The following is a 25541-nucleotide window of genomic DNA, read 5'->3' as shown; positions in this document are numbered from 1 at the left end:
CTAACCTACGCCGGTGGCAGGCCGAGCGACTGGGCGGCATCCATCCAGACCGGCAATTCACGCTGATACAGCGCATTGCTGGCCTTGAAGCCGATCGCGGGCTCCAGCACGAAGGTCGCGAGCACCCCTTTCACCTTCAGGTCGTTGTTGGCGGCGACGCAGAGCTCGGACAGCCGGTCGAGGATCGGCTGCGGCGTCGCCTTCGGCAGCGCCCAGCCCGAGAAGCCGCTCACGGTGAAGAATTTCGACGTCGCGCCCTGTTCGGGCAACGTTTGGATCTCAGGGATCGCGTCGACCTTCTTCGAATGCACCGCGAACACGACGCCGCGGCTGCTTTGCAGGACGGATTGCGCCGCGGTGTAACTGCCCATCGCGACGTCGAGCGTGCCTTCCGCGAGTCCGGTCCACATCGGCGCCTCGCCGCGATAATGAATCGGCTCGATGGTGAGACCGTATTGCTTGTTGAGCTCGTTGATCGTCATGTGCGGCGCAGAGCCTGCGCTGTAGGTGCCGAAGTTCACCTTGCCGCTGCTTCGCGCATGAGCGACGAATTCCGCCAGCGTCTTGACGCCAAGCTTCGGGCTCGCCACCAGCAAGAGCCCGGCGCCCGGAATGACGCTGACCAGCGTCAGATCCCTGTCCATGTCGTAGCCGGGGTTCTTCATCATCGCCCGGTTCATCATGTAAGTGGTCGAGATCGAGCACAGGATGGTGTGTCCGTCCGGCGCTGAGCGCGCGACCTCGGCGGCGCCGATCGAGCCCGAGGCGCCCGCCTTGTTCTCGATGACGACGGTTTGCCCGACTTGCCTTGCGATGAATTCGCCGAAGGCCCGCGCCAGCCCGCCTGCCGGATAGCTGCAGATCATGCGGATTTGCCGCGACGGCCAGGCGGTCTGCGCCGAGGCGCCGCGCGACAGGAAGGGCGTCGCGGCAGCCGCAGCTCCGCCAGCGATGACATGACGGCGGTGGAATTTTGCTGGCATGATGTCCCTCCCCGATTTTTCAGCGAGGGTATCGCATCGGGCGCGCTCAGCTACGGGACAGATTGGCGCAGCGGGCACTGCGGACGTCAGCCGCGCGGTTACTCACCGTCGCAACCGTTGATCCCGGATCGGCCCCGCCGCCGGTATCGGCGCAACCTTCGCTATCAGCCGCTGGCGGCCGACGAGGCCGGCGGTTGCCAGCATGACGTCGCCGCCGAACCACCAGGAGCCGATCACGAACTCCCAGGCGCGCGGCGGGATCTCGTCGAACACGATGCCATAGACCGACACCAGCGCGGCCAGGGCGGCGAGGAAGATGCCGCTCGCGCTCAAGAGCTCGACCGCATCGATGCGTCCCGTGGCACGCATCGCGGGCCTCGGAATATCGATGCCGAGATAGAAGCCGACGGCACCGATCACGATCGCCGTCGCGATGAAGGCGAGCGTGCCGAACATCGCGACCTGGCCCTTCGCGAGCTGGGCGGCGACGAAGGTGCCGGCCATGGCACCGGCCATCGCCAGACCGGTTCGCCGCAGCACATGCGCGGCGCGGCCGACCATCATCAACTCGCGAGCGATCATGGCCCTCTCCTTTCTGCTCACGATCCTCATCGAAGTCTCCTTTCCAGAGCTTCGGCTCTGATCGGAATCAGAACCGAGTGCGCAATATCCGGCTTGACGCTCAAAGACCGCTCTAAGGCTCGACGACGCTGCTCTCCCTCTCCCCGTTCTTACGAGGAGAGGGCTGGGGTGAGGGGCTGTCTCCGCGCACTCGGTGATAGCAGAGTCTGCGGAAACTCCCCCTCACTGAAGTTCTAGAACGGGTAGTAGCGGATCTGCGTCATGACGATGTGGTCGTCGGTCTTCGGCGCACCGCCGACACCGGCGAAGGCGAAGCGCTGGTTGTACGAGTACTGCACGCCAGCCTTGATGGCTCCGTAGTCGCCCTTGAAGATCGTGTCATAGAAGCCGGCGGTGTATTGCCTGACTTCCGAGGTGTTGCCGTTACAGGTTGCCGCCGGCGAGTTCTCGATGTTGCAGCCGAGATTGTTGTAGAGCGGATTGCCGTAGCCGAACGGCACGGTGCCGACATTGGAGAACGTCGCCTTGGTCTTCTCGAGGCCGGCATAGGCGTAGAGATCGAGCGAGGGCGTGGTGTGCCAGACCGTGCCAACCAGGAATGCCGTGATCGGCAGCAGCTGGATCGAACCGTCCTGGCGCAGCGTCGCGTCCGGGAACGGCGTCGCCGTGAAACGGCCGAGCGCGCCGTGAGACGCGGAGCCTTGCAGCTCCAGCAGCTTCGGCACGATCTCCGCCGAGAAATGCCCGCCGAAGCTCACCCTGTTGACGTCGTGATTGGCGAAGTTGAAGCGATCGAAGAAATCGCGATACATCGCCCAGCCCTCGACGTGCAGCTTGTAGGGCCCGAGCCGCGGATCCCATGCGCCCTTCACGGTGACGTCGGGCACGTGATTGAGGCTGACATTGTTGGCGTTGTTGAAGAAGCTGCCGCCCGGACCGGTGAGGTTGACCAAGAGGTTCGGATTGAGCACGCCCTGCGGGCCGGCCGCGGGCGTACCGACCAGCGGCGTGTTGCCGCCGAAGAACGAGGTCTGCGGGTTTTCCGCCGAGACCGCGAGCTTGAATTCAGGCCCGATGTCCTGCCAGACGCGAATGCCAGGCTGCCGCGCCGCCAGGAAGCCGGGCACCGATTCGAAATCGATCACGCCGGGAGCGTCGACCGAACGCGGATCGATGCCGGCCTTGCTCGGCGCGTTCAATGACCAGCTCTGACCGGCAAGCACATGCAAGCCGAGATCGGTACGATCGACCTCGACGCTGGCCTGCCGCAGCCGCGGGTTGAAGGAGTTGGTCGCGACCGAATTCGCCGTCTGCGCGGCGCCTTCGAAGTCCATTTCGCCGTAGCCGGCGACACGGGTGTTGGCAAAGACCTCGGCTTCCGCAAGCACTGAGAAGCGGGTTTGCCGCGCGGAGAACCGCGACTCGCCGGTGTTGAAGTTCTTGCTCTGCGGGAACGGAATGAAGGCGTAGACCGAGCCGGTGTCGGAGGCGAGATTGCGGGTGCGATAGATGCCGGTGAGGTCGACCCAGCCGCCAAAGGTAAAGGTGACGCCCTTGTAGCACAGCTTGCCCGATGCGCATGGATCGAACGGCACCGGCGCCTTGGCCGCCATCTGCGTGTTCTGCCGTGCGTTCTCTCTTGCGGCCAACGCCTCCTCCTTGCGCGCCTGCACTTCCATTTTCTGTTCGAGTTGCTTGAGGCGTGCCTTCAACGCCTTCAGTTCGGACGCATCGTCTTCCGCAAACGCAGAACTAGTCGACAGCAGCATGCCGCCGAGCAGAATTCCCCCGAGAATTCGCATCGCTTCCTCCACACGAGGTTGTTTCCTCAGGTGAGACAGAGCGGTATTCGGGGAACGATATTCGCGGCGGCCCGCAATATTCCGGTCACGTTTTTCTCATCGCAGTGACGGGAATGTTTCGCCGCTACGGACGATATCGCGCGCGAGGGATTAAGGCGTTCGCGCAGTGCGCAGTGCGCAGTGCGGATTTTTGCGCAGCGCAATCCGCCTCTCAGCCCCGCCGCGAACAGGGCGAACGTGTAACAACACCGGTCGCGAGATCGAATTGTCGTTCGGCGCCTGTTTTCAGGCCGCCATGGACATTCGATGGACAAAGGGCAGAAACATGATCGGTGAAGTCATTGTGGTCGGTGACCTGAAGTTACGGGATGACGCCTCGCTCGAGGAATACAACCGGCTGGGCGAACGCATGTACGATATCGTCAGCCGCCTTCCGGGATTCCTGTCGGTGAAATCGTTCAAGGCGGCGGATGGCGAGGAGCTCACCCTGTTTCGCTTTGCTTCGGAGGAGGCGCTCGAAGCCTGGCGAAATCATCCTGAGCATGTCGAAACCATGCAGCGCGGGCATGCCGAATTCTACGCCAGCGGCTTCCTGCAGATCTGCAAGGTGATCCGCGAGGTCGGTCCATTCGAGCATGCCTGACAGAGTCCGGGCGGATTGGTCGGCGCATTCCGCTGTGCTCGTTAGCTCCGTCATTGCGAGCGAAGCGAAGCAATCCATCGCGCCGCATACGCGGAGAGATGGATTGCTTCGTCGCTATGGCTCCTCGCAATGACGAGAGCTTTCGCAAGTCCACACGCTCAGAACAGTGGCGGAATCTGCCCGACTTTCAGCGGCCCCAGAAACACTGCGCCGTCGGCGAAACGCAGCGGGAAGCTGCGCGCTTTCTTGCCTTCGAGCGTGGCCTCGGTGCCGAGCGAATTGATAGTGGCGGAAATGCCGGCATTGGCGTTCTGCTTGATCACCTTGCCGAGACCGGGGATCGCGCGATCCAGCGCGCCGAACAGATTGCTGAGGTCCTGGCTCTTTACGCCCGGGGCGACGCGATCGAGGGTTGCCTGCGGCACGCCCTCCTCCAGCATCTTGTCGATGCCGAGCGCAGGGATGACGCGCTCGAGGCCGGCGACCGTCATCTGCAGCTCGCCCTCGATGCGCCCTTGCGCGTTGAGGCGGAGCGTGCCGGCCGCGACCGACAGCACATCGCCCTGCTCGATCCGCGACTGCTGGATCTCGACGCTGCCGCCGGCGGCCTGGATCTCGCGGAAGCGATCGGGCCACGGCTTTGGCGAGAAATCCTTCAGGCCGTTCAGCCGCGCATGGATGTCGGCGTTGAACGGCTGGGTGAGCAGCGGATGCACGTCCTGCAGGGTGCCGCCATTGAGCTGCAGCACGGTCTCGATCGCGGGATTGTCCGGCGCCGAGCCATCGACCTGCCGGCCGTGCAACTCGATGTGATTGACGCGCGCCACCGGGATCGGCGCGGGACCGCCGGTGCGGTCGATCGCGAGATCGTCGAACACCAGGGAGGCGCGCTGCGGCGGCGCCGGCAGGCCGACCACACTGCTGCGTCCCAACTTCCAGTTCACTGACAGCGTCGGCTGCGCGCCTCTCTCGGCGATCGTGGCCGGTCCCTTGAACTCCGCGATCACGAGCTTGGGGTCGTAGACCTGCGCCACCACCAGGATCTCGGCGAGCCGCGCCACGAACGCCATTTGCGGCGAGGCGGTCTGCGAGACCAGCATCACGCTCGGATCCGTGCAGCGGACCTCGAATCGGAACGGGTAACCCGCCACCGAGCGGTTGCCGCAGTCATAAACCCGGCCGGCTTTCGCTTCCTGCGCGCGCCAGGCATCGGCCTGCACGCCGACCTGCGAGGCGGCAAAGAACCAGAAGCCGCTCCACAGCACCGCGGCGATCAGGACCGCGACAGGGACGGCATAGAGGCCGAAGCGCGAGCGGCGGCGGGGGGCGGAGGTCAAATCGGACATGCGGCGTCCTTTGGCGGGCGAATTTGTCAAAATCGAAGCGGCAGCAATCGTTCTAAAGGTCAAGTGTTGGAAACAGAACGAAATTTGCTTCGCTTCGACGGCCTGTTCTGCTAGCCCATCGGCGCAATGTCAGCAAATCCTCCCCATTCCGAAACCGACGGCGACCTCTGGGTGTTCGGCTACGGGTCGCTGATGTGGAAGCCGGGCTTCGAGTTCCTGGAGCAGGTGCCGGCGCGGCTGATCGGCGAGCATCGCGCGCTCTGCGTCTATTCGTTCGACCATCGCGGCACGCCGGAGAAGCCGGGCCTGGTGCTCGGGCTCGACCGCGGCGGCGCCTGCCGCGGCATCGCGTTTCGCGTCGCCGCCCGCCAACGCCACGACACCATCGCCTATTTGCGGTCGCGCGAGCAGACCACCAACGTCTATCGCGAGGTGATGCGCTCGGTGTGGCTGGAGAACGCCGCGCGCGATCGGGTCTCCGCACTGGCCTATGTGGTCGATCGCGGCCATGTGCAATATGCCGGGCGGCTGTCGCTGGCGGAGCAACTGCACCTGGTGCAGCAGGGCCATGGCCGCTCCGGCAACAACCGCGACTATGTGCTCTCGACCGTCGCCGCGATCGAGAAGCAGGGCTTTCGCGACGCGCAACTGCACCAGCTCGCGACGATGCTGCACGCTGCGGGGGCGCCGCATCGGGAAGTGCGTGCGGCGGGCAGGATTGATCCGGGCTGAGTGCGGACAGCTATTATGTCGAGCGCCTCATTGACGCACGCTTTCAGGCTGCGACGCACCGCTCGCAGTTCAACAAATCGCGGCTTGTGTATGGCAGCGCCTGTGACATTTAGGCTTTTGCATCACGGCACGGACGGATAGAAGCTGATCCGCAAACATCGCCCGCTGATGCAATGAACCTCTCCGCCCCCTTTGTCCGCCGGCCGGTCGGCACCACGCTGCTGTCGCTTGGACTGGTGGTGGCGGGTATCATTGCGTTCTTCAAGCTGCCGGTGTCGCCGCTGCCCGACGTCGACATCCCGACCATCATGGTGCAGGCGACCTTGCCCGGCGCCAGCCCGGCCGATGTAGCGTCCACCGTGTCAAGCCCGCTCGAGCGCCACCTCGGCCAGATCGCCAGCGTCACAGAAATGACGTCGGTGTCCTCGCTCGGCTCCGCCCGCATCACGCTGCAGTTCGACATCGACCGCGACATCAACGGCGCCGCGCGCGACGTGCAGGCGGCGATCAACGCGGCGCGCGCCGACCTGCCGACCAACCTCCGCGCCAATCCCACCTACCGCAAGTTCAACCCGGCCTCGGCGCCGATCCTGATCTACACCCTGACCTCGGACACGCTGACGCCGGCCGAGCTCTATGACGCCGCCTCGACCGTGCTCGCTCAAAAGCTGTCGCAGGTCGAGGGCGTCGGCGAAGTCTCGGTCGGCGGCGGCTCGCTGCCCGCGGTGCGCGTCGAGCTGATCCCACCTGCACTTTACAAATACGGCATCGGGCTCGAGGACGTCCGCGCCGCGCTCTCCAGCGCCAATGCGCACAGCCCGAAGGGCGGCATCGACGTCGGCAACCAGCGCTACCAGATCTATGCCAACGACCAGGCCCGGAAGGCGGCCGACTACAAGCCGCTGGTCGTCGCCTACCGCAACGGCGCGGCGGTGCGCCTGACCGACGTCGGCGACGTCATCGATTCCGTGGAGAATGTGCGCACGCTCGGCCTTGCCAACGGCAAGCCGGCCGTCGTGATGATCGTGTACCGGCAGCCGGGCGCCAACATCATCAAGATGGTCGACAATGTGAAAGGGCTGATGCCGCAGCTCAGGGCCTCGGTCTCGCCCGCGATCGACATCACCCTCGCGGTCGACCGATCGAAGACGATCCGGGCCTCGCTGCACGACGTCGAGATCACGCTCCTGATCGCCGTCGCGCTGGTGATCCTGGTCGTGTTCGCCTTCCTGCGCAATGCGCGGGCGACGCTGGTGCCGGTGGTGGCGGTCGGCGTGTCGCTGATCGCGACCTTCGCCGTGATGTACCTGCTCGGCTACACGCTCGACATCTTCTCGCTGATGGCGCTGACGGTGGCGACCGGCTTCGTGGTCGACGACGCCATCGTGGTGCTGGAAAACATCACCCGCCATATGGATGCGGGGCTGTCGCGGCTGGAAGCGACGCTGCTCGGCACACGCGAGGTCGGATTCACCGTGCTGTCGATGAGCGTGTCGCTGATCGCGGTGTTCGTTCCGATCCTGTTGATGGGCGGCCTGGTCGGCCGCCTGTTCCGCGAATTCGCCATGACCATCACGATCGCCATCGTGATCTCGCTGGTGGTCTCGTTGACCACGACGCCGATGATGTGCGCGGTGCTGCTGCGCAAGGAGGAGGGCCGGCCGCATGGCCGGATCTACCGGATCAGCGAGCGCGTGTTCGAGCTGATGCTGAGCGGCTACCGCGCGACGCTCGGCGTCGCGCTGCGCCATCCGCTGCTGGTAATGCTGATCCTGGGCTGCACACTCTACCTGAACGTCCATCTCTACACGGTCGTGCCCAAGGGCTTCGTCCCGCAGCAAGATACCGGGCTGCTGATCGGCTCGATCCAGGCCGACCAGAGCACCTCGTTCCAGCTGATGCAGCAGAAGCTGACCCAGTTCATCGACATCGTGAAGGCCGATCCGGCGGTCGATACCGCCGTCGGCTTCACCGGCGGCGGCGGCGTGGGCCCCGGCGGCACCAACACCGGCACCGTGTTCGCCTCGCTGAAGCCGATGGGCGAACGCAAGCTGCGTGCCGACAAGGTGATCGAGCGGCTGCGCGACAGGCTGGCGACGGTGGCGGGCGCCACCCTGTTCCTGCAATCGATCGGCGATCTCGGCGCCGGCGGACGCTCTGGCAACGCGGCGTATCAATACACGCTGAAGGGCTCGACCTTCGAGGAGCTGAACGAGTGGACGCCAAAGCTCGTCGCGGCGCTGCAGAAGGAGCCGACGCTCGCCGACGTCAACAGCGACCAGCAGAACAAGGCGCAGCAAGCCAATCTGATCATCGATCGCGACGCCGCCTCGCGGCTCGGGATCACGGTCAGCCAGCTCGACAACACGCTCTATGACGCGTTCGGGCAGCGCCAGGTCTCGACCATCTTCGTCGCGCGCAACCAGTATCACGTGATCATGGAGGTCGCGCCGCGCTTCTCGCAGGATCCGCAGACCCTGAAAGAGGTCTATATCTCGACCTCGGGCGGCTCTGCGACCGGCACGCAGAGCACCAATGCGGTGGCCGGAACGGTGGCCTCGACGTCGCAAAAGAGCTCGGTCAGCGCGGTCGCCGCCAATGTGGTGCGCAATCAGGCCACCAACTCGATCGGCGCCACCGGCAAGGGCGTCGCGTCGACCGGAACGGCGGTCTCGACCAGCGCGGAGACGATGATCCCGCTGTCGAGCGTTGCGCGTTTCGAGCACGGCGAGACGCCGCTATCGGTCAACCACCAGGATCTCCTCGTCGCCAGCACCATCTCCTTCAACCTGCCGCCGGGCGCCTCGCTGAGCACGGCGACCACCACGATCGAGAACGCGATGCACGCGCTCGGCATGCCGGCGGGCATTTCCGGCGGGTTTGCCGGCTCCGCGAAAATCTTCCAGCAGGCGCTGGCGAACGAGCTGTTCCTGATTCTCGCAGCACTGGCGACGATCTACATCTCGCTCGGCATGCTCTACGAGAGCTACGTCCACCCGCTGACCATCCTCTCCACTTTGCCCTCGGCCGGCGTCGGCGCGGTGGCGGCGCTGATGCTGTCAGGCACCGATTTCGACATCATCGGCATGATCGGAGTGATCCTCTTGGTCGGCATCGTGAAGAAGAACGCCATCATGATGATCGACTTCGCGCTCGACGCCGAGCGCCAGCGCGGGCTGTCGTCGCGCGATGCGATCTACCAAGCCTGCCTGATGCGCTTCCGGCCGATCATGATGACGACGCTCGCCGCCTTGTTCGGCGCGGTGCCGCTGATGGTCGGCCTCGGCGAAGGCAGCGAGTTGCGCCAGCCGCTCGGCATCGCCATTTTCGGCGGGTTGATCCTGAGCCAGATCCTGACGCTCTACACCACGCCGGTGGTCTATCTCTATCTCGACCGCGCCAGGCTCTGGAGCCAGCGGCGCCGCGCCGCGCGTCGTGCACGCCGGGCAGCGTCGAGCGCGTCCTGAGCGCCTGTCGCCGCCGGGCTTGCCATGCCGCACGGCTGATACCGGCCCACACCGGCCACAACCCTCGCACGCATCTGCGTTATGACGGCGTCGCGCAATGCGTGATACCGTTTCGCCAACCAGAACCATCGCCTTGCGGGAGGATCTCATGAAAATCTATCAGCTCTACATCAACGGCCAGTATGTCGACCCCGCCAATGGCGAATGGTTCGACACGATCGATCCCTATCGCGGCGAGGCGTGGGCGAAGATCCCGCGCGGCACGGCCGCCGACGCCGACAAGGCGGTGAAGGCCGCCAACGAGGCGATGTGGCGCGGTCCATGGGCGAAGATGACGGCCTCCGCACGCGGCAAGGTGATGCGCAAACTCGGCGACCTCGTTGCAGCAAATGCGGAACGACTTGCCGAGATCGAGGTGCGCGACAACGGCAAGCTGATGGCCGAGATGCTGGGCCAGCTGCGCTATCATCCGGAGTGGTGGTGGTATTTCGGCGGGCTGGTCGACAAGCTCGAAGGCGGCCTGGTGCCGATCGACAAGGCGGAGACGTTTGCTTACACGACGCATGAGCCGGTCGGCGTCGTCGCGGCGCTGACCGCGTGGAATTCGCCGCTGCTGTTCGTCGCCTGGAAATGCGCCGCCGCGCTCGCGGCCGGTTGCGCCGTGGTCGTCAAGCCATCGGAATTCACCTCGGCCAGCGCACTGGAATTCGCGGCCCTGACCAAGGAGGCCGGAATCCCCGACGGCATCTTCAACGTGGTGACCGGCTTCGGACCCGAGGCTGGCTCCGCGCTGATTTCCCATCCGGGCGTCGCAAAAATCACCTTTACCGGATCGGATACGACCGGCGCAAAAGTCTACGAGACCGCCGCCAAGAGCCTGAAGCGCGTCTCGCTCGAGCTCGGCGGCAAATCACCGAACATCGTGTTCGAGGACGCCGACCTCACTGCGGCCGCGGCCGGCGCGATCTCCGGTATCTTCGCCGCGACCGGCCAGACCTGCATCGCAGGATCGCGCCTTCTGGTGCAGAGCTCGATCAAGGGGAAGTTCGTCGCGCGCGTGCTGGAACTGGCGAAGTCCGCCAAGATCGGCGATCCCATGCAAGCCGACACCAATGTCGGCCCGATCACGACGCCCGCCCAGTACAAGAAGGTGCTCGACTACATCGATATCGCGAAGGCCGAGGGCGCGCGCTGCCTGCTCGGCGGCAAGCCGGCTTCCGGCGACGGAATCACGGGCGGCCAGTTCGTCGAGCCGACCATCTTCACCGACGTCGATAACTCGATGCGGATCGCGCGCGAGGAGGTGTTCGGACCGGTGCTGTCGATCATCTCCTTCGACACCGAGGAAGACGCCATCCGGATCGCCAACGACACCATCTACGGCCTCGCCGCCGGCATCTGGACCAAGGATCTCGCGCGTGCCATCCGCGTGCCGAAGCAGCTGCGTGCCGGCACCGTGTGGGTGAACACCTACCGCGCCATCAGCTACATGATGCCGTTCGGCGGCATGAAGTTCTCCGGCGTCGGCCGCGAGAGCGGCATCGACGCGGTCCGCGAATACCAGGAGACCAAGAGCGTGTGGATCTCGACCGCGACGGACGTGCCGGCGAATCCGTTCGTGATGCGGTGAGGGGTTCGCCTCCGTCGGCTCTTCACGGCGCCCCCAGCGAGAGTGCAAGCAGCGACAGGATCAATGCCGGAGGCGTCACACAGATGCCGAGCCGGAGGAACCGCAGGGCGCTGACGTACTCGCCTTCCCGGCCTAGCGCGATCAGCCACAGAATTGTTGCGAGAGAGCCCGTGACCGAGAGATTGGGCCCGAGATCGACGCCGATCAGAACCGCGCCGGTGATATGAGGAGACGACTGCGCAGCGTGCGTCGTCGTCGCCGCGATCAGCCCCATCGGCAGGTTGTTGATGAGGTTCGAAGCGATTGCCGTGACGATGCCGGCCCCCCACGCTGTCGCGTGCGGCGAAATGGCCGCGGCTCGCTCCAATTGTTCGGCGAGCGCGGGGAGTGTGCCGGTATGATTGAGACCTTCAACCAGGATGAACAGTCCGGCGACGAGAGGCAGGACCGACCACGAAATGTCCCGAACGATCGACCCCGGCGATTTGCCGCCAAACAGGAGCACGATCGCGGTCACGACAGCGCCGCAGACGAAAGTCGGCAGGCCGAGATCGGCGCCAGACGCCGATGCACCGAGAAGGACCGCCGCCGTCGCACCGATGCCAGCGCCGACGATCGCCACGGGCCGGGGCTCTCGCCGGAGCAGATGTCACAGGCGGTGCAGGCCGGTCGACGCCTCGACGAGAGCTCGCCCGGATTCGGCTTCGGACTGTCGATCACGCGCGAGCTCGCCGAACTTTATGATGCCGGCTCCCTCACCCTGGACCGGTCGTCGCTGGGAGGACTCCGGGTAACGATACGCCTGCCTTCCGCGGGCTTGGATTGACCGATCTCGCATTCCTCCCGCTGTAGCCGGGAATCGATAGGTCTGCCTACCCCTTCGCCGAACTCGGCACCCCGCCGAACAATTGCGCCTGTTCGGCGCGGCCGGCCTCGACGAGGCGGCTGGTGGCGGTCTCGATCTGGTCGCGCAGGCGGGTCATGAATTCGTCGCGCGGCAGGCCCGGCGGCAACGGGTCGAGGAATTCGACCACCAGCGTGCCGGGATAGCGCATGAAGGTGCGGCGCGGCCAGAACAGCCCGGAATTGAGCGCGATCGGCAGGCACGGCACGCCGCTCTCGGCATAGATCTGGGCGACGCCGGCCTTGTAGTTCGGCACGGCACCGGGCGCGGTGCGGGTGCCCTCCGGAAAGATCACGAGCTGCCGGCCGAGCTTCACCTCGGCGGCTGCGCGCTTCAGCGTCTTGATCAGCGAGCGCGGCCCGCCACCGCGCTCGACCGAGATCATGCCGGCCTTCTTCAGGCACCAGCCGAACACCGGGATCATCATCAGCTCGCGCTTGAGGATAAACAGCGGTTGCTCGAAGAAGCGCATCAGCGCAAAGGTCTCCCAGAACGACTGGTGCTTCGAGGCGATGATCAGCGCGCCCTTCGGAATCTTCTCGACGCCGCGGAATTCGATCCTGATATTGCAGACCGCGCGCATCAGGAACAGGCTGATGCTGGCCCACGCGGCCTCGACCGCCATCAGTGCCGACCGCGGCAGCAGCAGCGCCGGGAGTGCGACGATCAACAGCAGCACCAGCACCAGATAGAACAACACATTGAAGATCAGCGAGCGCAGGAAGATCAACGTCATTTCTAAAACTACCTTCGTGCAGTCACATCGTCATTCCAGGATGGTGCGTCAGCACCAGACCACAGATGCGCGATCGCGCATCGGGGGATCTCGAGATTCGACAATTCGCAATTGCGAATTGGGGTTCGATGCTTCGCATCGCCCCGGAATGACGGGACCTGCTGATACATCAATTCGCCTGTGCCGTTGCCGGACGGCGTGGTGCCGCTGCCGGCTCGGCAAGATCCGAGGTCAGGTCGAGGCCGACATCGGCCAGCCGCACCCGGACCTCCGCAGCAACATATTTGGCGTATTCCGATAGCAAGAGACGGAACGTTCCGCCATTCGTCCACCACGGCTCGTCGCGCCATTTGTCGCCGACCACCGCGAACGGGATCAGCGTGATGTCGGGCATCGCATGTGACAGTTCCACGATCGCCCGCGGCATGTGGTAGTTCGAGGTCACCACGATCAGCGACTTGAAGCCGCGCTCGCGCGCCCAGCGCCGCGTCTCCGCCGCATTGCTGCGGGTGTTGACCGCAGAGCGGTCGAGATCGACGCAGCAGCGCATCAGCCCCTGGCTGTCCGGAACCGAGCGCGAAATGTCGCTGGCGTCGTTGGTCGGATGCACGCCCGAGATCAACAGGCGCTTGCCGTAGCCCGCCGCCAGCAGCTCCATCGCGTCGGACACCCGCGACGAGCCGCCGGTCAGCACCACGATGCCGTCGGCATTGTGCGGCGGATCGGTCTCGACGCCGCGCAGTTGCGACAGGAAGCCGATGAAGCCGACCGCCGCGGCGACGAAAGCAAGGGCCAGCGGCACCACGACGACGGCGCGCAGCCAGCCGCGCGGGCGCGCGGCAAGGCCATTCGGCGACGTATCGTCGGACTGCAAACTCATGTGATGCGGTTGTCCTTCCCCCGGGGGATTTTAGAGCATGATCCGGAAAAGTGGAAACCGGTTTTGCCGCGGCCAGGCCCGCGCGCATGCACGCCAAATCACACTCAGGCCGCGAACCGCGATCACGAAACCGGCCCCTTGATCGCGCTGTCGCTGGCCGTCAGTCGATGTCGTCGAGCGTCGCAAACAGGGTCCGCCGTGACGCCCATGCGGTGATCGCCGCAATCAGCACCGCCTGCAACGCCAGCACCAGATAGCCGGACGGACGCAGCGAGAACGTGCCGAGCAGTGCCGCGAACTGGTCGCCCACCGGCGTGCCGGAGAACCAGTTGGCGATCGACTCGGAGAACCCGAACGCCAGCATCGCCGCGCCGCCGCCGATCAACCCGCCCTCGAGGCCCAATCTGAGGAAATGCCGCAGGAAGCGGTTGGCGATGAAGCTGTCGCCGGCGCCGACGAAATGCAGCACCTCGACGATCGGGCGGTTGGACGCCATCGCGCCGCGCGTCGCGAACGAGACCGAGATGATGGTGGCGATGATCACCAGGATCAGGATGCCGACGCCGGCAAACACGGTGGCACCGGTCATCGAGCGCATGCGCTCGATCCAGGCGCGGTGATCGTCGACGCTTGCGGTCGGTGCCGCCTGCGTCACCCGCGCGCGCAGCGCGGCGAGATCGAGCGTGGTGCCGGGCTGCACCCGCGCCACGATGACGCGCGGCACCGGCAGTTCGTCGATCGAGAGCCCGCTGCCGAGCCACGGCTCCAGCAACTTGGCGGATTCCTCCTTGCTGAACGGACGGACCTCGAGAATGCCGGGCTGCGCCCGCATCGCATCCACTGCGGCCTGCGCGTCGCGATCGAGGTCGCGGCCCGGCGAGGGGCGCACCTGGATGGTGATCTCGCTCGACACCTCGGACTGCCATTCAGCGGCCGACGCGCTGACCAGGAGCACGGTTCCGGTGGTCAGCGAGGCGAGGAAGGTCATGATCGCGACGACCGCGACCAGCGCGCGGCCCGAGATCGAGGCGCGCGGCACGATCGGCGACATGTTGCGCGCCGTGGCCGGGACCTGCGGGCGTTCGCGCCCGAGATCGACCAACGATACTTTCTCGTCGCCGCTCCTACTCATAGATGTGCAGCCGTCCCTGATGCAGCACCAGCCGCCGCGCTTCGTACTGATCCATCAACGTGATGTCGTGGGTCGCGATGATGACGGCGGTGCCCGACTTGTTCAGCTCGATGAACAGCCGCAACAGGCGGCGCCCGAGCGTCGGATCGACGCTGCCGGTCGGCTCGTCCGCCAGCAGCAATTGCGGGCGCGAGATCACCGCGCGCGCGATCGCCGCGCGCTGCTTCTCGCCGCCCGACAGGATCGGCGGCAGCGCATCCATGCGCTCGCCGAGGCCGACCCATTTCAGCAGGTCGATCACCTCGCGGCGATAGCTCGATTCCTCGCGGCCCATCACGCGGAACGGCAGCGCGACGTTCTCATAGGTCGTCATATGGTCGAGCAGGCGAAAATCCTGCAGCACGATGCCGATGCGCTTGCGCAGGTCGGCGACCTGGTCCTTGTTGAGCAGCGAGATATCCTTGCCGAACAGGTTGACCAGCCCGCGGGTTGGCCGCAGCGACAGGAACAACAGCCGCAGCAGCGAGGTCTTGCCCGCGCCGGACGGCCCGGTGAGGAACTGGAACGAGTGCGCAGGGATCATGAAGGAGAGGTCGCGCAAAATCTCCGGGCCGAGCCCGTAACGCAGACCGACATTTTCGAACCGAACCAATGCGCTAGCTCCGTTCGAGAGGGCCGATGGCCCAATACCCCACGCTTGACCCCAGCGCTTGACCCCAGTCTTGCGGCCCGAACGCGCTCCAACCGGCCACAAACCGCACAGAAAGGTTGTGCGTCGGTTATGGTTTCCGATTCGTTAACGGTCGCTAAGTAGCATCCGGACATACCACACGGTGGAGATTCGGCTCCGTGCATATCGTTTGTCCGCATTGTACAACATCTTATGCCATCAATCCGGCCACCTTGGGCGAGGCCGGACGCACCGTCCGTTGTTCCCGCTGCCGGGAGGTCTGGCTGGCCCGGCCGGAGGACGCGATCGGGGCAACGGCGCCCACTTTGGCCTACCAATCCGCCGGCTCCGATCTCGCGTCCGAATGGGAGGCGATGGGCCGCGAGGAGGCCGACGAGACCCCGGTGGTCGAAAGCCCCTCGATTTCGGCCGATTTGCCGGCCGACGGGAGCGACGCCGCCACGGAATGGCCGGCGGTGGCCGAGGCGGATGCTGCGGCCCATACCGACACCCAGGAGGCGGCCGGAACCGGGCGCCGCGTCCGCCTGCCGGCGTTTTCCGGCCTGTTCCGCCTGCCCTCTTTGCCCCGAATTCCCTTCATGCCTGTGATCGGCGCGCTGCCGACCACCTGCGGCGCGATGGGCGCACTGATCATCGCGCTTTTCGTCTGGCGCAATGACGTAGTGCGCCTGCTGCCGCAGACGGCGCTGTTCTACAAGATGGTCGGACTCGACGTGAATTTGCGCGGGCTCGCCTTCAAGGACCTCAAGATCACCAACGAGACCGTGGACGGCAAGCCGGTGCTGGTGATCGAGGGCATGATCGTCGGCCAGACCCGCAAACCGGTCGAATTGCCACGGCTGCGCTTCTCGGTCCGCGACGCGCAGGGCGCCGAGATCTATGCCTGGAATGCAGTGCTGGAGCAGCCGGTGCTCAATCCCGGCGAGCGCGCCTTCTTCAAGTCGCGCCTCGCCTCGCCGCCGCCCGAAGGCCGCAATATCGACGTACGCTTCTTCAACAAGCGTGATCTCACCGGCGGCCGCGCGTGAGGCTGCCGGCCAACACTTTCTGGACCTGACCAATCGCCATGACGCGTGTTCTGATCGCCGACGACGAAGACTCGATGCGCTCGCTGGTGGCGCGCGCCATCGCCATGGACGGCCACGAGACCGTGACCGCGCAGGACGGCGCCGAGGCGCTGGAGATGCTGACGCGCGATGCAGGCGCGTTCGACCTCCTGCTCACCGACATCCAGATGCCTGTCATGGACGGCATCGCGCTGGCACTGACCGCGGCGCGCGACTTTCCCGAGCTGAAGATCCTGCTGATGACCGGCTTCGCGCATCAGCGCGAACGCGCCTCCGGGCTCGAGGCGATCGTACATGACGTGGTGACGAAACCGTTCTCGGTGGCCGATATCCGCACTGCGGTCGCGGACGCGCTGGCGGCGCGGAAGGCGAGCTAGGGTGCGCATTCAACGCCGAGCTCAGCTCGGAAAACACGCCTGGGCAGTCAGCACGATCGGCGACACATTGAGAAATTGCGCAAACTGGAATGCGTAGCTCGCGCTGACCTGGTTGCCACATGCCGACGTGGAATGGGTGAATGTCTGCGTCGGGAGCGTGAGGCCGAACGCCTGCTGCGCGGCGTAGGTCGTAATGGCGTTGCTGTCTGGGCAGAGCGTGCCGTTGACGGTTGCGCAACGCGCCGCCATTTCCGTGCCGTGCTGAAGCCCGAGCTGAGTCCAAAACAGCAGTCCGAACTCGATGATCCCGAATATGAACAGGAAGAACATGGGGGCGGTCAGGGCAAATTCCAGCGCAGAGGCCCCTCGACTGTCTCGGCGGAATGCTGTGAGCTTCACTGCAGCCTCGCAGTGGACTGGGCGTTATACGTGTATGAGGTCGCCACAATCTGGTAGTTGATGAGCGTGTAGTAGGTCCCCTGCGCCGAGACCATTGCATATGTCCCGGCCTGCGCGCCGCTGGGGCAAACCGCACCGCAACTGACGGTGCTAATTCCCGTACTCGTTGGGCATCCGCAAAACTGGTACGGCTTGGGCGAAGCGGTGATGGCTGTGGAATTCGTGGCGGCTGTTACCGCGCTGGTAACGCCAGCCGCATCGAAGCCGCGCACGATTGCGTATTGCGCTCCCGCCTGTGCGGCATTTTCGACCTGCATCTTGCGAAAGAGTGCGAGCCCAATGTCGGTGACCGAGACCACCATCAGGGACAGCAGCGGGATCATGATGCCGAATTCGATGGCCGCGACGCCACGTCTGTCGTGAACGGTCGCGCGCACGTGCCGCATTAGAGAACAACGCAAGCGGCCATGACTGTTGGGTGAGGATCTCTGGATTTGCATCGGAGCCGACCTCATTCGATGAGTTGCGCAGTTTGCGAGCCAATGGTCGCGGTGCCGAGCGCCGAACAATTGACCTGAAGGTTCGACGTACCGGTGAACGTCAAGGTATCTGCGATGATCTTGGTGCAGGATGTACTCGTGCCGTTTCCGCCGCTGAAGCTCAGGTTGACCTTTGGCAGGTAAATGGCGCCGCCGAAGTTCTGGGTGCCGCCACCCGTGAGATTAAAGGTGGTCCCGGTCGGCATATTACGGTCGCCATACATGACGATGCCTTTCGTGGAGCCGGAGGTCGGCGCCGTCAGATCGATGGTCGCGTTGCTGCCGATTGAAGCGGTACCCCAGTTGCTTCCCGATCCTGTAAAAACCAGGGTCACGCCGCTGCCCGTGATCGTGGCGTTGCCGGCGACGCTCAGATTTGAGCCGTCAAGATAATAGATGCCGGGGTCAAGGCTCAGGGTTGCGCCGGCATTGACCGTGATGTTGCCCTTGTAGCAGCCGGGACTGAGCGAGTTTGTCTTTCCGTTGGCGTTGACCGTGATCTTGCCGTTCGTGCAACTCGGCTCCGCTGGGGGAGAGACGGTCGCATACGGGTCGGCGATCGGCTGTATGTGCGTCTTGATGCCGTTGGTTGCCGTGATGTTGCTCGTGCCGGAGACGTCGCCGACTGCTCCGACCTGGTTCGCGGTGACGGTCGCGCTGCCGGCAACGTTGAGCGATGGGCTCGCGCTCGAGTTGCTATAGAGGTTGCACTTGATCAGGTTGAGCTGGTTGCTCCCGCTCACATTGACGGCGGGGCTGGCGCTCGCATCGAGCGCAAGGACGCAACCTGTCCCGGAATTCGGCAGGGCGACCGCGCGCGCGGTGACCATGACGGGATTCGAGCCGAATAGAGCCGACATCAGCCGCGGTTGCGGCTGCGTCACGACGACCTCGATCGCCTGCAGGTTGGACGTGAAATTGCCTGCCTTCGGCGGCCGATTCACCGTCACCGTGACGTTGTTCACGGCGTTCGCGTAACCGTAGTTTGCCGTCACCGCATTGGCTTCGGACAACAGGTCGGCGCCTGCACTGGCCGCGGTTGCGGCACTGACCGCGCCGGAATCGGCCGCGCTCTGCATATTCTTGTGCTTGTAGAACCACCAGCCCACTTCGGTGCCGAGCCCTGCCGTGCCCACCAGCACCGGCATCAGCAGCGCTGAAATAATGACATAGCTGCCCGACTGGTCTCGAACGAATCGTCGAAACGGGTTGGTCCTCTGTTGGTACCGGCGAATATTACGCAATGGCCGGCATGACGATGCAATGAATAAACGGCTGCAGTGCCCCATGTGCTCTCCTGAGACGCTTGCCAATTTTCCGAAACAGAGTGACTCAGGCGACTTAAATGCGCGCCAATGGGAACCCAAGAATTTTAGAGAAATTGTGCGGACCGATTGGGAGCACGTTTCGGACTTGACCGCACCCGGTCGCAATGCGAGCCGGCATGGCGGCCGAGCTCAATAATCCTTCAGCAGCCGCTCGATGTAATCGAGCTCGATCTGCGGCCGTGACGGATCGGCGAGGCGGCGGCGCAGTTCTTCGAGGATGCGGCGGACGCGCTGGACGTCGATCTCGCCGGGGACCTTCACCGTGTAGTCGTCGCCGAATTCCCGGCCATGCAGCGGACGGCCGAGCGGATCGGTCTGGTTGCCGCCGCTCTGCTGGCGGCCGGCGCGGTTGCCGGGGCTATCGCCCGGCTGGTCGCCGTCGCCCTGCTGCATCGCATCGGCGAGGCTCTGCGCGCCCTTGCGCAGCGCATCCAGGGCGCGGCCCTGCGAATCCACCGCGCCGTCGGCATTGCCCTCGCCGAGCCGCCCGGAGGCATCGCCCATCGCGGAATCGGCCTGGTCGAGCCCGTCGCCATCGTCGCCCTGGTCGTCGCCTTGCTCGCCCTGCTGGCCCTGATTGCCCTTCTGACCTTGCTGCCCTTGGCCCTTCTGGCCGCGCTGATCCGGCCCCATACCGCGCTTGGCGAGCTCCTCCTGCAGCTTCTTCAGGCGGTCGCGCAGCGACTGCTGATCCTGCTGCAGATCGCCCATCGACTGGTCGCCCTGCTTGCCGCGCATGCGGTCACGGCGGGAATCCTGGCCCTGCTTGAAGGTCTTGTCGCGCAACTGCTGCTGCTTGCGGATCATGTCGCCGAGCTCGTTGAGCGACTGCTGCATGTCGTCGTCGCCCTGATTGGGCTGCGCCATCTGCAGGTTTTCCAGCATCTGCTGCATCTGTTCCAGCAACTGCCTCGCCGCATCCTTGTCGCCGGAGCGCGACAGCCGCTCCATGCGATCGAGCATGTTCTTGAGATCCTGCTGGCTCAGCACCTTGGCATTGGGATCGAGCGGCCGCGCCAGCTGCTGCGGATTGTTGCGGTACTGCTCGGCGAGCTGGCGCAGGAAATTGTCCAGCGCCGCGCGCAGATTGTCGGTGAGCTTCTTGATCTCCTCGTCGGTCGCCCCGCGGTCGAGCGCCTGCTTGAGCGCGTCCTGTGCCGCGCGCAGCGCCTTGTCGACATCACTGATGTTGCCGTCCTCGATGGTGACGGCGAGCGCCCACAGGCTGGCGACGACCTCACGCAGCTGATCGTCGGTGCGCGCTGCCTCGAGCTGGCGGCTCACGGTGTGGAGGCCGAGATAATAGCCGGTTTCCGGCATGAACATTTCAGGCGCGATCATCAGCGCCTCGAGCGCGGCGAACACCTGGCCGTTCTGGTTGGCGTCGAGCGCCAGGATCCGGCGCTGCTCGATCAGCGCGCGCGCCAACGGCTTGGTGAACAGGCGCTCCGGCAGCCGCATGTTGAACGGCTCGCTTTTGCCCTCATTGCCCGCCTCATCCTTGGCCGACAGCGTCAGCGTCACATCGGCGCCGGCATAAGGATCTTCGCTGAGGTCCTTCACGGTCTGACCAACGCCGTTGCGGGTGCGCGCATTCGGCAGCACCAGCGCGAATTGCGGCGGCTCGAACAGCGGACGCGGCTGCGCCCCCTTGCCGTCGGCATCCTTGGCCTTGGGCGCATCCTTGGGCGCATCGCCCGGCCGCGCCGCGAATTGCGCGCGCGCTTCGGTCACGCCGTAATCGTCCTCGAGCCGATAGGACATCTGCAGCGCGCCGCGCGCCTGCCGCTCCGGATCCTTGGCCAGCGCGATCGACGGCGGCCGGTCCGGTGTCGCGGTGAATTTCCACTGCGGCTGGCCGGCGGGCGCGCGGACATGCGCGGTGCCGTCGCCGGTGATCTTGAAATGCCGCTCGTTGGTGCCCTTCGGCGCCTGCCCGTCCGGCGCGACCTCAGTGACGCCGCCACCGGCCACGACATCGATGGTGCCCCCGCTGGAGCGCACCAAAAGCGTGCTGCCGGCCGGAACCGCGAGCGGGGTAGTGTCGGCCGCGGCAGCGTCCTTGTTGGCGTTCGACAGGATGATCGGCGGCTTGCCGGTGTAGCTCGGCGGCGTCACCCAGGCGTCAACCCGGACATTGGCCGGCGCCATGATGCCGTTCCAGTCGAACGCGGAGGCGACCCGCAGACCGCGCTCGTCGCCGGCCGCGACATAGGTCGCGACCAGCATCACGATGACCAGCGCGCGCAGCGCCCAGGGGTCGTGCAGCGAGACGCGCGGCCGCGGCAGGCCGGCGCGGATGCGCTTGATCGAGGCCAGCGTGCGCTCACGCTGCGCCTGCCACAGCGCCAACGCGAACGGGTCCTTGTTGGTGAGCGTGTCGGACAGCGTGGTCGCCGGGCGATGGCGGATGCCGGCGCCGCGGTCGAGCCGGCTCAGGCCCTCCTCGCGGCTCGGCCAGCGGAAGCGCACCAGCGGCGACAGCGCCCCGAGCGCGGCAATGCCGAACAGGCCGGCACCGGCCACGCGTGCGGCAAACGGCAGCACCAGCCACAGCCCGGCCCAGGACGCGACCAGGAACAGACCCGCGACCGTCAGGAACCGCGCCAGATGCGGCCAGGCCCGTTCCCATGCAATCGCAAATTTTGCCCGCTGCAGAGCCTCTGTCAGCTTCTGTTGCGTCAGCTTCAGTCGTGCGATCGCATCGCGGTCGGGGACGGCGCGTGACGGGTTGTCAGACGGGTCGATGTTGGCTCCGCTCAATAACATCTCCGGGGTAGCCGGCAGGTCAGCCTAGCACGGCGGCGGCTTTGAGGCACCCGTTCCGGGGCGTAACCCACACCGGGAAATACGCATAACACGAAGGCGTGACTGCGGCACTTCGACCCCCTAACGTCCCGGCCGAACCAACGCCTTAACGCATGAGGAAACGATATGGACCAAAAAACGCACGACAAGGGGCTCGAGATCCGCAAGGCGGTGCTCGGCGAGGCCTATGTCAACAATGCGCTGAAGAACTCGGACAGCTTCAACAAGCCGTTCCAGGAACTCGTCACCGAATATTGCTGGGGCGCGGTCTGGGGCCGCGAGGAATTGCCGCGCAAGACCCGCAGCATGCTCAACCTCGCCATGATCTCGATCCTGAACCGGCCACACGAACTGAAGGCGCACATCAAGGGCGCCCTGACCAACGGCGTGTCCCGCGACGAGATCCGCGAGATCTTCATGCAGGTCTCGATCTATGCCGGCATCCCGGCCGGCGTCGACAGCTTCCGCATCGCGCGCGAAGTGTTCGCCGAACTCGACAACAAGGCGTGAGCAAGACTCCACTCATTGTCGTCCCGGCCAGGCGAAGCGCGAGCCGGGACCACTACCACCGCTCGTTGTCGCTACGACGACCGTGGCCCCAGCTGAACTAAACAACGCAGTCCCGGGATTATGGGTCCCTGCTTTCGCAGGGACGACATCGAGTACAGGGCAGGCTCCGCACATAACGACGTAGAGGAAACACCATGGAAATCGGATTCATCGGCCTTGGGAAGATGGGCTTCCCGATGGCGCGCCGGCTGATCGAGGCCGGCCACAAGCTCACCGTGTTCGACACCCGCAAGGACGTCGTCGACCAGTTCGTTGCGCGCGGCGCTGCGGCCGCAACATCGCCCAAGGACATCGCCGACCGCGTCGAGACCGTGATGGCAAGCCTGCCCTCGTTGCAGGCCTCGCTCGAGGTCGCGACCGGCGCAGGCGGCGTGATCGAGGGCAACCGCGTCAGGCGCTTCATCGATCTGTCGACCGTCGGCTCGCAGATGGCGGTGAAGATCCACGATCTCCTGGCCAGGAAGAACATCGTGCAGATCGACAGCCCGGTCTCCGGCGGCGTCTCCGGCGCCGAGAAGGGTACGCTCGCGGTGATGGTGTCGGGACCGCGCGCCGATTTCGAGCTGGTGAAATCCGCGCTCGACGTGATCGGCAAGGTGTTCTTCATCGGCACCAAACCGGGCTCCGGCCAGACCATGAAGCTCGCCAACAACTTCCTGTCGGCGACCGCGATGGTCGCGACCTCGGAGGCGGTGGTAATGGGCGTGAAGTCCGGGCTCGATCCGGCCGTGATGATCGATGTCATCAATGCGGGCTCGGGGCTGAACACCGCGAGCCGCGACAAGTTTCCGCGCTCGGTCTTGCCGCGCAGCTTCGACTTCGGCTTCGCCACCGGCCTGATGGTGAAGGACGTCCGGCTCGCCGTCGAGGAAATGCGCTCGCTCGGCCTGTCGATGGAAGTCGCCGAAGCGGTCGGCCGGCTCTGGGAAGTCATCATCCGCGACGAGGGGCCGGAGTCGGATTTCACCGCGGCGATCAAGCCGATCGAGAAGGCCGCGGGCGTGATCGTCGGCGGAGGTAAAGGCGGCGCGCACGCCGCGAAGTAATCGCTGTTGACAAATAAACGCTGTCGTCCCGGGCAAGCGAAGCGCGACCCGGGACCCATAGTCACAGGCGTTTGTGGTTTGGCTGAGTTGCGGCCCCAGCTCGGCATGACAATCCAAAGCGGTGGTTATGGGTCCTGGCCTTCGCCAGGAAGACACCGAGCATGAGGGACTATCGGTGCCTCACAGCCAGGGCGCGGGCTTGTCCATTGCGATCAGGGCGTCGACGTCGATGCGCGGGCGGACCACGGCGTACTGGTCGTCCTTGACCAGCACCTCCGGCACCAAGGGCCGCGTGTTGTAGGTGCCGGACTGCACCGCGCCATAGGCGCCGGCGGTCATGACAGCCAGCAGGTCGCCGGCCTTCGGCTGCGGCAGCGAGCGGTCGAGCGCGAGGTAGTCGCCGGTCTCGCAGACCGGGCCGACCAGGTCGGCGACCATGGTCGGCGTGCCGGGCGCAGGCTGTCGCACGGCTAAGATGTCGTGATGCGCTTCATACAGCGTCGGCCGAATCAGGTCGTTCATCGCGGCGTCGATGATGACGAAGTTCTTGGCATCGCCCGGCTTCATATGGATCACGCGGGTGACGAGGATGCCGGCATTGCCGACGATCATGCGGCCCGGCTCGAACATCAGCGTGCAGCCGAGATTGTGCGTGACGCGCTTGACCATCGCGGCATAGGCATCGGGCGCCGGCGGCGCGGCCCGGTCCATGTAATAGGGAATGCCGAGGCCGCCGCCGAAGTCGATATGCGAGATGGTGTGGCCGTCGGCGCGCAGCGTCTGCACGAATTCGGCGAGCAGGCGGAAGGCGACCTCCAGCGGACCGAGATCGGTGATCTGGCTGCCGATATGCACATCGGTGCCGGTGACCTTGATGCCGGGCAGCTTTGCGGCGCGGGCATAGACCTCGCGGGCGCGCGCGATCGGGATGCCGAACTTGTTCTCCGACTTGCCGGTCGAGATCTTGGCGTGGGTGCCGGCATCGACGTCGGGATTGACCCGCACCGAGATGCGCGCGGTTGTCTTCATCTCGACCGCAAGCCGCGACAGCAGCTCGAGCTCTGGCTCAGACTCGATATTGATGCAGAGGATGTCGGTGGCAAGCGCGGCACGCAGCTCGGACTCGGTCTTGCCGACGCCGGAGAACACGATCTTTGACGGCGGAATGCCGGCCGCCAGCGCCCGCTTCAACTCACCGCCGGACACCACGTCGGCGCCGGCGCCGAGCTTGGCCAGCGTGCGCAGCACCGACTGGTTGGAGTTCGCCTTCATGGCGTAGCAAACCAGGGCCTTCTCGCCGGCAAAGGCCTCGGTGAAGACGCGGTAATGGCGCTCCAGCGTCGCCGTCGAATAGCAATAGAACGGCGTGCCGACGGCCTCCGCCAGCTCGATGAGATTGACCGCCTCGGCGTGCAGCACGCCGTTGCGATAGTCGAAATGGTTCATGACACGCTAGATTGTTTGAGCATGACCTCCGCGCAAACGCGGTCCGCGTTTGTCGCGAGGGAAAACCGGCTTCCACTTTTCCGGATCATGCTCCGGTTATTAATTGCCGAGCAACGGATCGAGGATGAAGGGCCGTTTATTGCCTCGCGGCGCGGCCGGCGCGGCATCCGAGCCGTAGGTCGGATTGAACACGCTGGGCTGTGCCGCCCGCTCGGCCTCGGTGTCGGTCGGCGCCGCGCCTGGCGCGGCGTTCGCGGTCGGCGGCAGGTCGAGCGGTCCCTTGCGGCCACAGCCGCCGAGCACAAGCGCCGATGCGCTCAGCACAATGATGGCCCATCCCGAGGGGGTCAGGCGGTTCTTGCTAATCACGACGAATTCCCCAATGCGGGCGGCACCATACAAACATTGGCGTGCTCTGGCGAGAGGTGGAGCG

General features: G+C 65.3%; 24 protein-coding genes. 9 read left to right on the top strand and 15 right to left on the bottom strand.

The genetic code is table 11. The features are described from left to right. Nucleotides 1-5: 5 nt before the first annotated feature. The 3 genes from ABIB78_RS00585 to ABIB78_RS00575 all read right to left on the bottom strand — a co-directional run bounded on the left by ABIB78_RS00585 (nucleotide 6) and on the right by ABIB78_RS00575 (nucleotide 3367). Nucleotides 6-983, bottom strand: a complete 978-nt coding sequence (locus tag ABIB78_RS00585) for a Bug family tripartite tricarboxylate transporter substrate binding protein (protein ID WP_429020282.1) — start codon at nucleotides 981-983, stop codon at nucleotides 6-8. Nucleotides 984-1085: 102 nt separating this feature from the next. After that, entirely contained in the window at nucleotides 1086-1565 is a 480-nt protein-coding gene (locus ABIB78_RS00580; protein WP_429020280.1) for a hypothetical protein, read from the bottom strand. Between the two features lie 233 nt (nucleotides 1566-1798). Continuing rightward, entirely contained in the window at nucleotides 1799-3367 is a 1569-nt protein-coding gene (locus ABIB78_RS00575) for a hypothetical protein (RefSeq protein WP_429020278.1), read from the bottom strand. Nucleotides 3368-3692: 325 nt separating this feature from the next. On the opposite strand from ABIB78_RS00575, the gene ABIB78_RS00570 reads away from it, so the two are divergent. Further along, nucleotides 3693-4010: an antibiotic biosynthesis monooxygenase family protein gene (locus tag ABIB78_RS00570; RefSeq protein WP_429021485.1), complete on the top strand. Its 318-nt coding sequence runs from the start codon at nucleotides 3693-3695 to the stop codon at nucleotides 4008-4010. Nucleotides 4011-4168: 158 nt separating this feature from the next. On the opposite strand, the gene ABIB78_RS00565 is transcribed toward ABIB78_RS00570, so the two are convergent. Beyond that, the gene (locus ABIB78_RS00565; protein ID WP_429020276.1) at nucleotides 4169-5356 is read right to left on the bottom strand and encodes a DUF2125 domain-containing protein; all 1188 of its coding nucleotides are present in this window, start codon (nucleotides 5354-5356) and stop codon (nucleotides 4169-4171) included. 126 nt (nucleotides 5357-5482) lie between these two features. Here ABIB78_RS00565 and ABIB78_RS00560 point away from each other — a divergent pair, with 126 nt between their 5' ends. From ABIB78_RS00560 to ABIB78_RS00550, 3 genes are all read left to right on the top strand, one after another. Then, nucleotides 5483-6088 (top strand): gamma-glutamylcyclotransferase, encoded by a 606-nt coding sequence (locus ABIB78_RS00560; protein ID WP_429020274.1) that lies wholly within the window; start codon nucleotides 5483-5485, stop codon nucleotides 6086-6088. A 173-nt stretch (nucleotides 6089-6261) separates the two neighbouring features. Then, nucleotides 6262-9555 carry an efflux RND transporter permease subunit gene (locus tag ABIB78_RS00555; RefSeq protein WP_429020272.1) on the top strand — a complete coding sequence of 1098 codons (3294 nt, stop codon included), beginning with the start codon at nucleotides 6262-6264 and terminating at the stop codon, nucleotides 9553-9555. 148 nt (nucleotides 9556-9703) lie between these two features. Continuing rightward, nucleotides 9704-11185: an aldehyde dehydrogenase gene (locus ABIB78_RS00550; protein WP_429020271.1), complete on the top strand. Its 1482-nt coding sequence runs from the start codon at nucleotides 9704-9706 to the stop codon at nucleotides 11183-11185. 22 nt (nucleotides 11186-11207) lie between these two features. Here the strand turns inward: ABIB78_RS00550 and ABIB78_RS00545 are convergent, their stop codons facing one another. Continuing rightward, the gene (locus tag ABIB78_RS00545; RefSeq protein ID WP_429020269.1) at nucleotides 11208-11807 is read right to left on the bottom strand and encodes an ArsB/NhaD family transporter; all 600 of its coding nucleotides are present in this window, start codon (nucleotides 11805-11807) and stop codon (nucleotides 11208-11210) included. Nucleotides 11808-11831: 24 nt separating this feature from the next. On the opposite strand from ABIB78_RS00545, the gene ABIB78_RS00540 reads away from it, so the two are divergent. Continuing rightward, complete coding sequence (locus ABIB78_RS00540) at nucleotides 11832-12011, top strand: ATP-binding protein (RefSeq protein WP_429020267.1); 180 nt, start codon at nucleotides 11832-11834, stop codon at nucleotides 12009-12011. Nucleotides 12012-12057: 46 nt separating this feature from the next. On the opposite strand, the gene ABIB78_RS00535 is transcribed toward ABIB78_RS00540, so the two are convergent. The 4 genes from ABIB78_RS00535 to ftsE form a co-directional block, all read right to left on the bottom strand. Continuing rightward, a complete protein-coding gene (locus tag ABIB78_RS00535; RefSeq protein WP_429020265.1) occupies nucleotides 12058-12825 on the bottom strand; it encodes a lysophospholipid acyltransferase family protein in 768 nt (255 codons plus the stop codon). Nucleotides 12826-12994: 169 nt separating this feature from the next. Next, nucleotides 12995-13705 carry a YdcF family protein gene (locus ABIB78_RS00530; protein ID WP_429020263.1) on the bottom strand — a complete coding sequence of 237 codons (711 nt, stop codon included), beginning with the start codon at nucleotides 13703-13705 and terminating at the stop codon, nucleotides 12995-12997. 160 nt (nucleotides 13706-13865) lie between these two features. Continuing rightward, nucleotides 13866-14837, bottom strand: a complete 972-nt coding sequence (locus tag ABIB78_RS00525) for a cell division protein FtsX (protein ID WP_429020261.1) — start codon at nucleotides 14835-14837, stop codon at nucleotides 13866-13868. Beyond that, the gene (ftsE, locus tag ABIB78_RS00520) at nucleotides 14830-15489 is read right to left on the bottom strand and encodes a cell division ATP-binding protein FtsE (RefSeq protein ID WP_429020259.1); all 660 of its coding nucleotides are present in this window, start codon (nucleotides 15487-15489) and stop codon (nucleotides 14830-14832) included. Before ftsE ends, ABIB78_RS00525 begins: the two co-directional genes overlap by 8 nt. 197 nt (nucleotides 15490-15686) lie before the next feature. Here ftsE and ABIB78_RS00515 point away from each other — a divergent pair, with 197 nt between their 5' ends. Together ABIB78_RS00515 and ABIB78_RS00510 are read left to right on the top strand one after the other, a co-directional pair. Next, nucleotides 15687-16556, top strand: coding sequence for an MJ0042-type zinc finger domain-containing protein (locus ABIB78_RS00515; RefSeq protein ID WP_429020257.1), 870 nt, complete (start codon nucleotides 15687-15689; stop codon nucleotides 16554-16556). A 38-nt stretch (nucleotides 16557-16594) separates the two neighbouring features. Continuing rightward, complete coding sequence (locus ABIB78_RS00510) at nucleotides 16595-16972, top strand: response regulator (protein ID WP_429020255.1); 378 nt, start codon at nucleotides 16595-16597, stop codon at nucleotides 16970-16972. A gap of 21 nt (nucleotides 16973-16993) precedes the next feature. Here the strand turns inward: ABIB78_RS00510 and ABIB78_RS00505 are convergent, their stop codons facing one another. The 4 genes from ABIB78_RS00505 to ABIB78_RS00490 form a co-directional block, all read right to left on the bottom strand. Then, entirely contained in the window at nucleotides 16994-17371 is a 378-nt protein-coding gene (locus ABIB78_RS00505; RefSeq protein ID WP_429020253.1) for a TadE/TadG family type IV pilus assembly protein, read from the bottom strand. After that, nucleotides 17368-17871, bottom strand: a complete 504-nt coding sequence (locus ABIB78_RS00500) for a TadE/TadG family type IV pilus assembly protein (RefSeq protein WP_429020252.1) — start codon at nucleotides 17869-17871, stop codon at nucleotides 17368-17370. The genes ABIB78_RS00505 and ABIB78_RS00500 overlap by 4 nt, the downstream gene beginning before the upstream one ends. 11 nt (nucleotides 17872-17882) lie before the next feature. Further along, the gene (locus ABIB78_RS00495; RefSeq protein WP_429020250.1) at nucleotides 17883-19199 is read right to left on the bottom strand and encodes a TadE/TadG family type IV pilus assembly protein; all 1317 of its coding nucleotides are present in this window, start codon (nucleotides 19197-19199) and stop codon (nucleotides 17883-17885) included. Nucleotides 19200-19367: 168 nt separating this feature from the next. Then, a complete protein-coding gene (locus tag ABIB78_RS00490; protein ID WP_429020248.1) occupies nucleotides 19368-22001 on the bottom strand; it encodes a TIGR02302 family protein in 2634 nt (877 codons plus the stop codon). A gap of 171 nt (nucleotides 22002-22172) precedes the next feature. On the opposite strand from ABIB78_RS00490, the gene ABIB78_RS00485 reads away from it, so the two are divergent. Both ABIB78_RS00485 and ABIB78_RS00480 read left to right on the top strand, forming a co-directional pair. Next, a complete protein-coding gene (locus ABIB78_RS00485) occupies nucleotides 22173-22556 on the top strand; it encodes a carboxymuconolactone decarboxylase family protein (protein WP_018268955.1) in 384 nt (127 codons plus the stop codon). A 194-nt stretch (nucleotides 22557-22750) separates the two neighbouring features. Next, entirely contained in the window at nucleotides 22751-23662 is a 912-nt protein-coding gene (locus ABIB78_RS00480) for an NAD(P)-dependent oxidoreductase (RefSeq protein WP_429020245.1), read from the top strand. Nucleotides 23663-23842: 180 nt separating this feature from the next. On the opposite strand, the gene lysA is transcribed toward ABIB78_RS00480, so the two are convergent. Both lysA and lptM read right to left on the bottom strand, forming a co-directional pair. Further along, a complete protein-coding gene (gene lysA, locus ABIB78_RS00475) occupies nucleotides 23843-25108 on the bottom strand; it encodes a diaminopimelate decarboxylase (protein ID WP_429020243.1) in 1266 nt (421 codons plus the stop codon). A gap of 99 nt (nucleotides 25109-25207) precedes the next feature. After that, nucleotides 25208-25477, bottom strand: a complete 270-nt coding sequence (lptM, locus tag ABIB78_RS00470) for an LPS translocon maturation chaperone LptM (RefSeq protein WP_429020241.1) — start codon at nucleotides 25475-25477, stop codon at nucleotides 25208-25210. Between the last annotated feature and the right edge of the window lie 64 nt (nucleotides 25478-25541).

The organism is Bradyrhizobium sp. I1.14.4, from assembly GCF_050435825.1.
Classification (GTDB): domain Bacteria; phylum Pseudomonadota; class Alphaproteobacteria; order Rhizobiales; family Xanthobacteraceae; genus Bradyrhizobium.
Note: the sequence above shows the minus strand (reverse complement) of the source record. Positions and strands in the feature narration are given on the sequence as shown.

What these genes read in the sequence shown, in the direction of transcription:
- ABIB78_RS00585 (WP_429020282.1), bottom strand. Translation starts at nt 983, where the DNA reads ATGCCAGCAAAATTCCACCGCCGTCATGTCATCGCTGGCGGAGCTGCG.
- ABIB78_RS00580 (WP_429020280.1), bottom strand. Translation starts at nt 1,565, where the DNA reads ATGATCGCTCGCGAGTTGATGATGGTCGGCCGCGCCGCGCATGTGCTG.
- ABIB78_RS00575 (WP_429020278.1), bottom strand. Translation starts at nt 3,367, where the DNA reads ATGCGAATTCTCGGGGGAATTCTGCTCGGCGGCATGCTGCTGTCGACT.
- ABIB78_RS00570 (WP_429021485.1), top strand. Translation starts at nt 3,693, where the DNA reads ATGATCGGTGAAGTCATTGTGGTCGGTGACCTGAAGTTACGGGATGAC.
- ABIB78_RS00565 (WP_429020276.1), bottom strand. Translation starts at nt 5,356, where the DNA reads ATGTCCGATTTGACCTCCGCCCCCCGCCGCCGCTCGCGCTTCGGCCTC.
- ABIB78_RS00560 (WP_429020274.1), top strand. Translation starts at nt 5,483, where the DNA reads ATGTCAGCAAATCCTCCCCATTCCGAAACCGACGGCGACCTCTGGGTG.
- ABIB78_RS00555 (WP_429020272.1), top strand. Translation starts at nt 6,262, where the DNA reads ATGAACCTCTCCGCCCCCTTTGTCCGCCGGCCGGTCGGCACCACGCTG.
- ABIB78_RS00550 (WP_429020271.1), top strand. Translation starts at nt 9,704, where the DNA reads ATGAAAATCTATCAGCTCTACATCAACGGCCAGTATGTCGACCCCGCC.
- ABIB78_RS00540 (WP_429020267.1), top strand. Translation starts at nt 11,832, where the DNA reads ATGTCACAGGCGGTGCAGGCCGGTCGACGCCTCGACGAGAGCTCGCCC.
- ABIB78_RS00535 (WP_429020265.1), bottom strand. Translation starts at nt 12,825, where the DNA reads ATGACGTTGATCTTCCTGCGCTCGCTGATCTTCAATGTGTTGTTCTAT.
- ABIB78_RS00530 (WP_429020263.1), bottom strand. Translation starts at nt 13,705, where the DNA reads ATGAGTTTGCAGTCCGACGATACGTCGCCGAATGGCCTTGCCGCGCGC.
- ABIB78_RS00525 (WP_429020261.1), bottom strand. Translation starts at nt 14,837, where the DNA reads ATGAGTAGGAGCGGCGACGAGAAAGTATCGTTGGTCGATCTCGGGCGC.
- ABIB78_RS00510 (WP_429020255.1), top strand. Translation starts at nt 16,595, where the DNA reads ATGACGCGTGTTCTGATCGCCGACGACGAAGACTCGATGCGCTCGCTG.
- ABIB78_RS00500 (WP_429020252.1), bottom strand. Translation starts at nt 17,871, where the DNA reads ATGCAAATCCAGAGATCCTCACCCAACAGTCATGGCCGCTTGCGTTGT.
- ABIB78_RS00495 (WP_429020250.1), bottom strand. Translation starts at nt 19,199, where the DNA reads ATGGGGCACTGCAGCCGTTTATTCATTGCATCGTCATGCCGGCCATTG.
- ABIB78_RS00485 (WP_018268955.1), top strand. Translation starts at nt 22,173, where the DNA reads ATGGACCAAAAAACGCACGACAAGGGGCTCGAGATCCGCAAGGCGGTG.
- ABIB78_RS00480 (WP_429020245.1), top strand. Translation starts at nt 22,751, where the DNA reads ATGGAAATCGGATTCATCGGCCTTGGGAAGATGGGCTTCCCGATGGCG.
- lysA (WP_429020243.1), bottom strand. Translation starts at nt 25,108, where the DNA reads ATGAACCATTTCGACTATCGCAACGGCGTGCTGCACGCCGAGGCGGTC.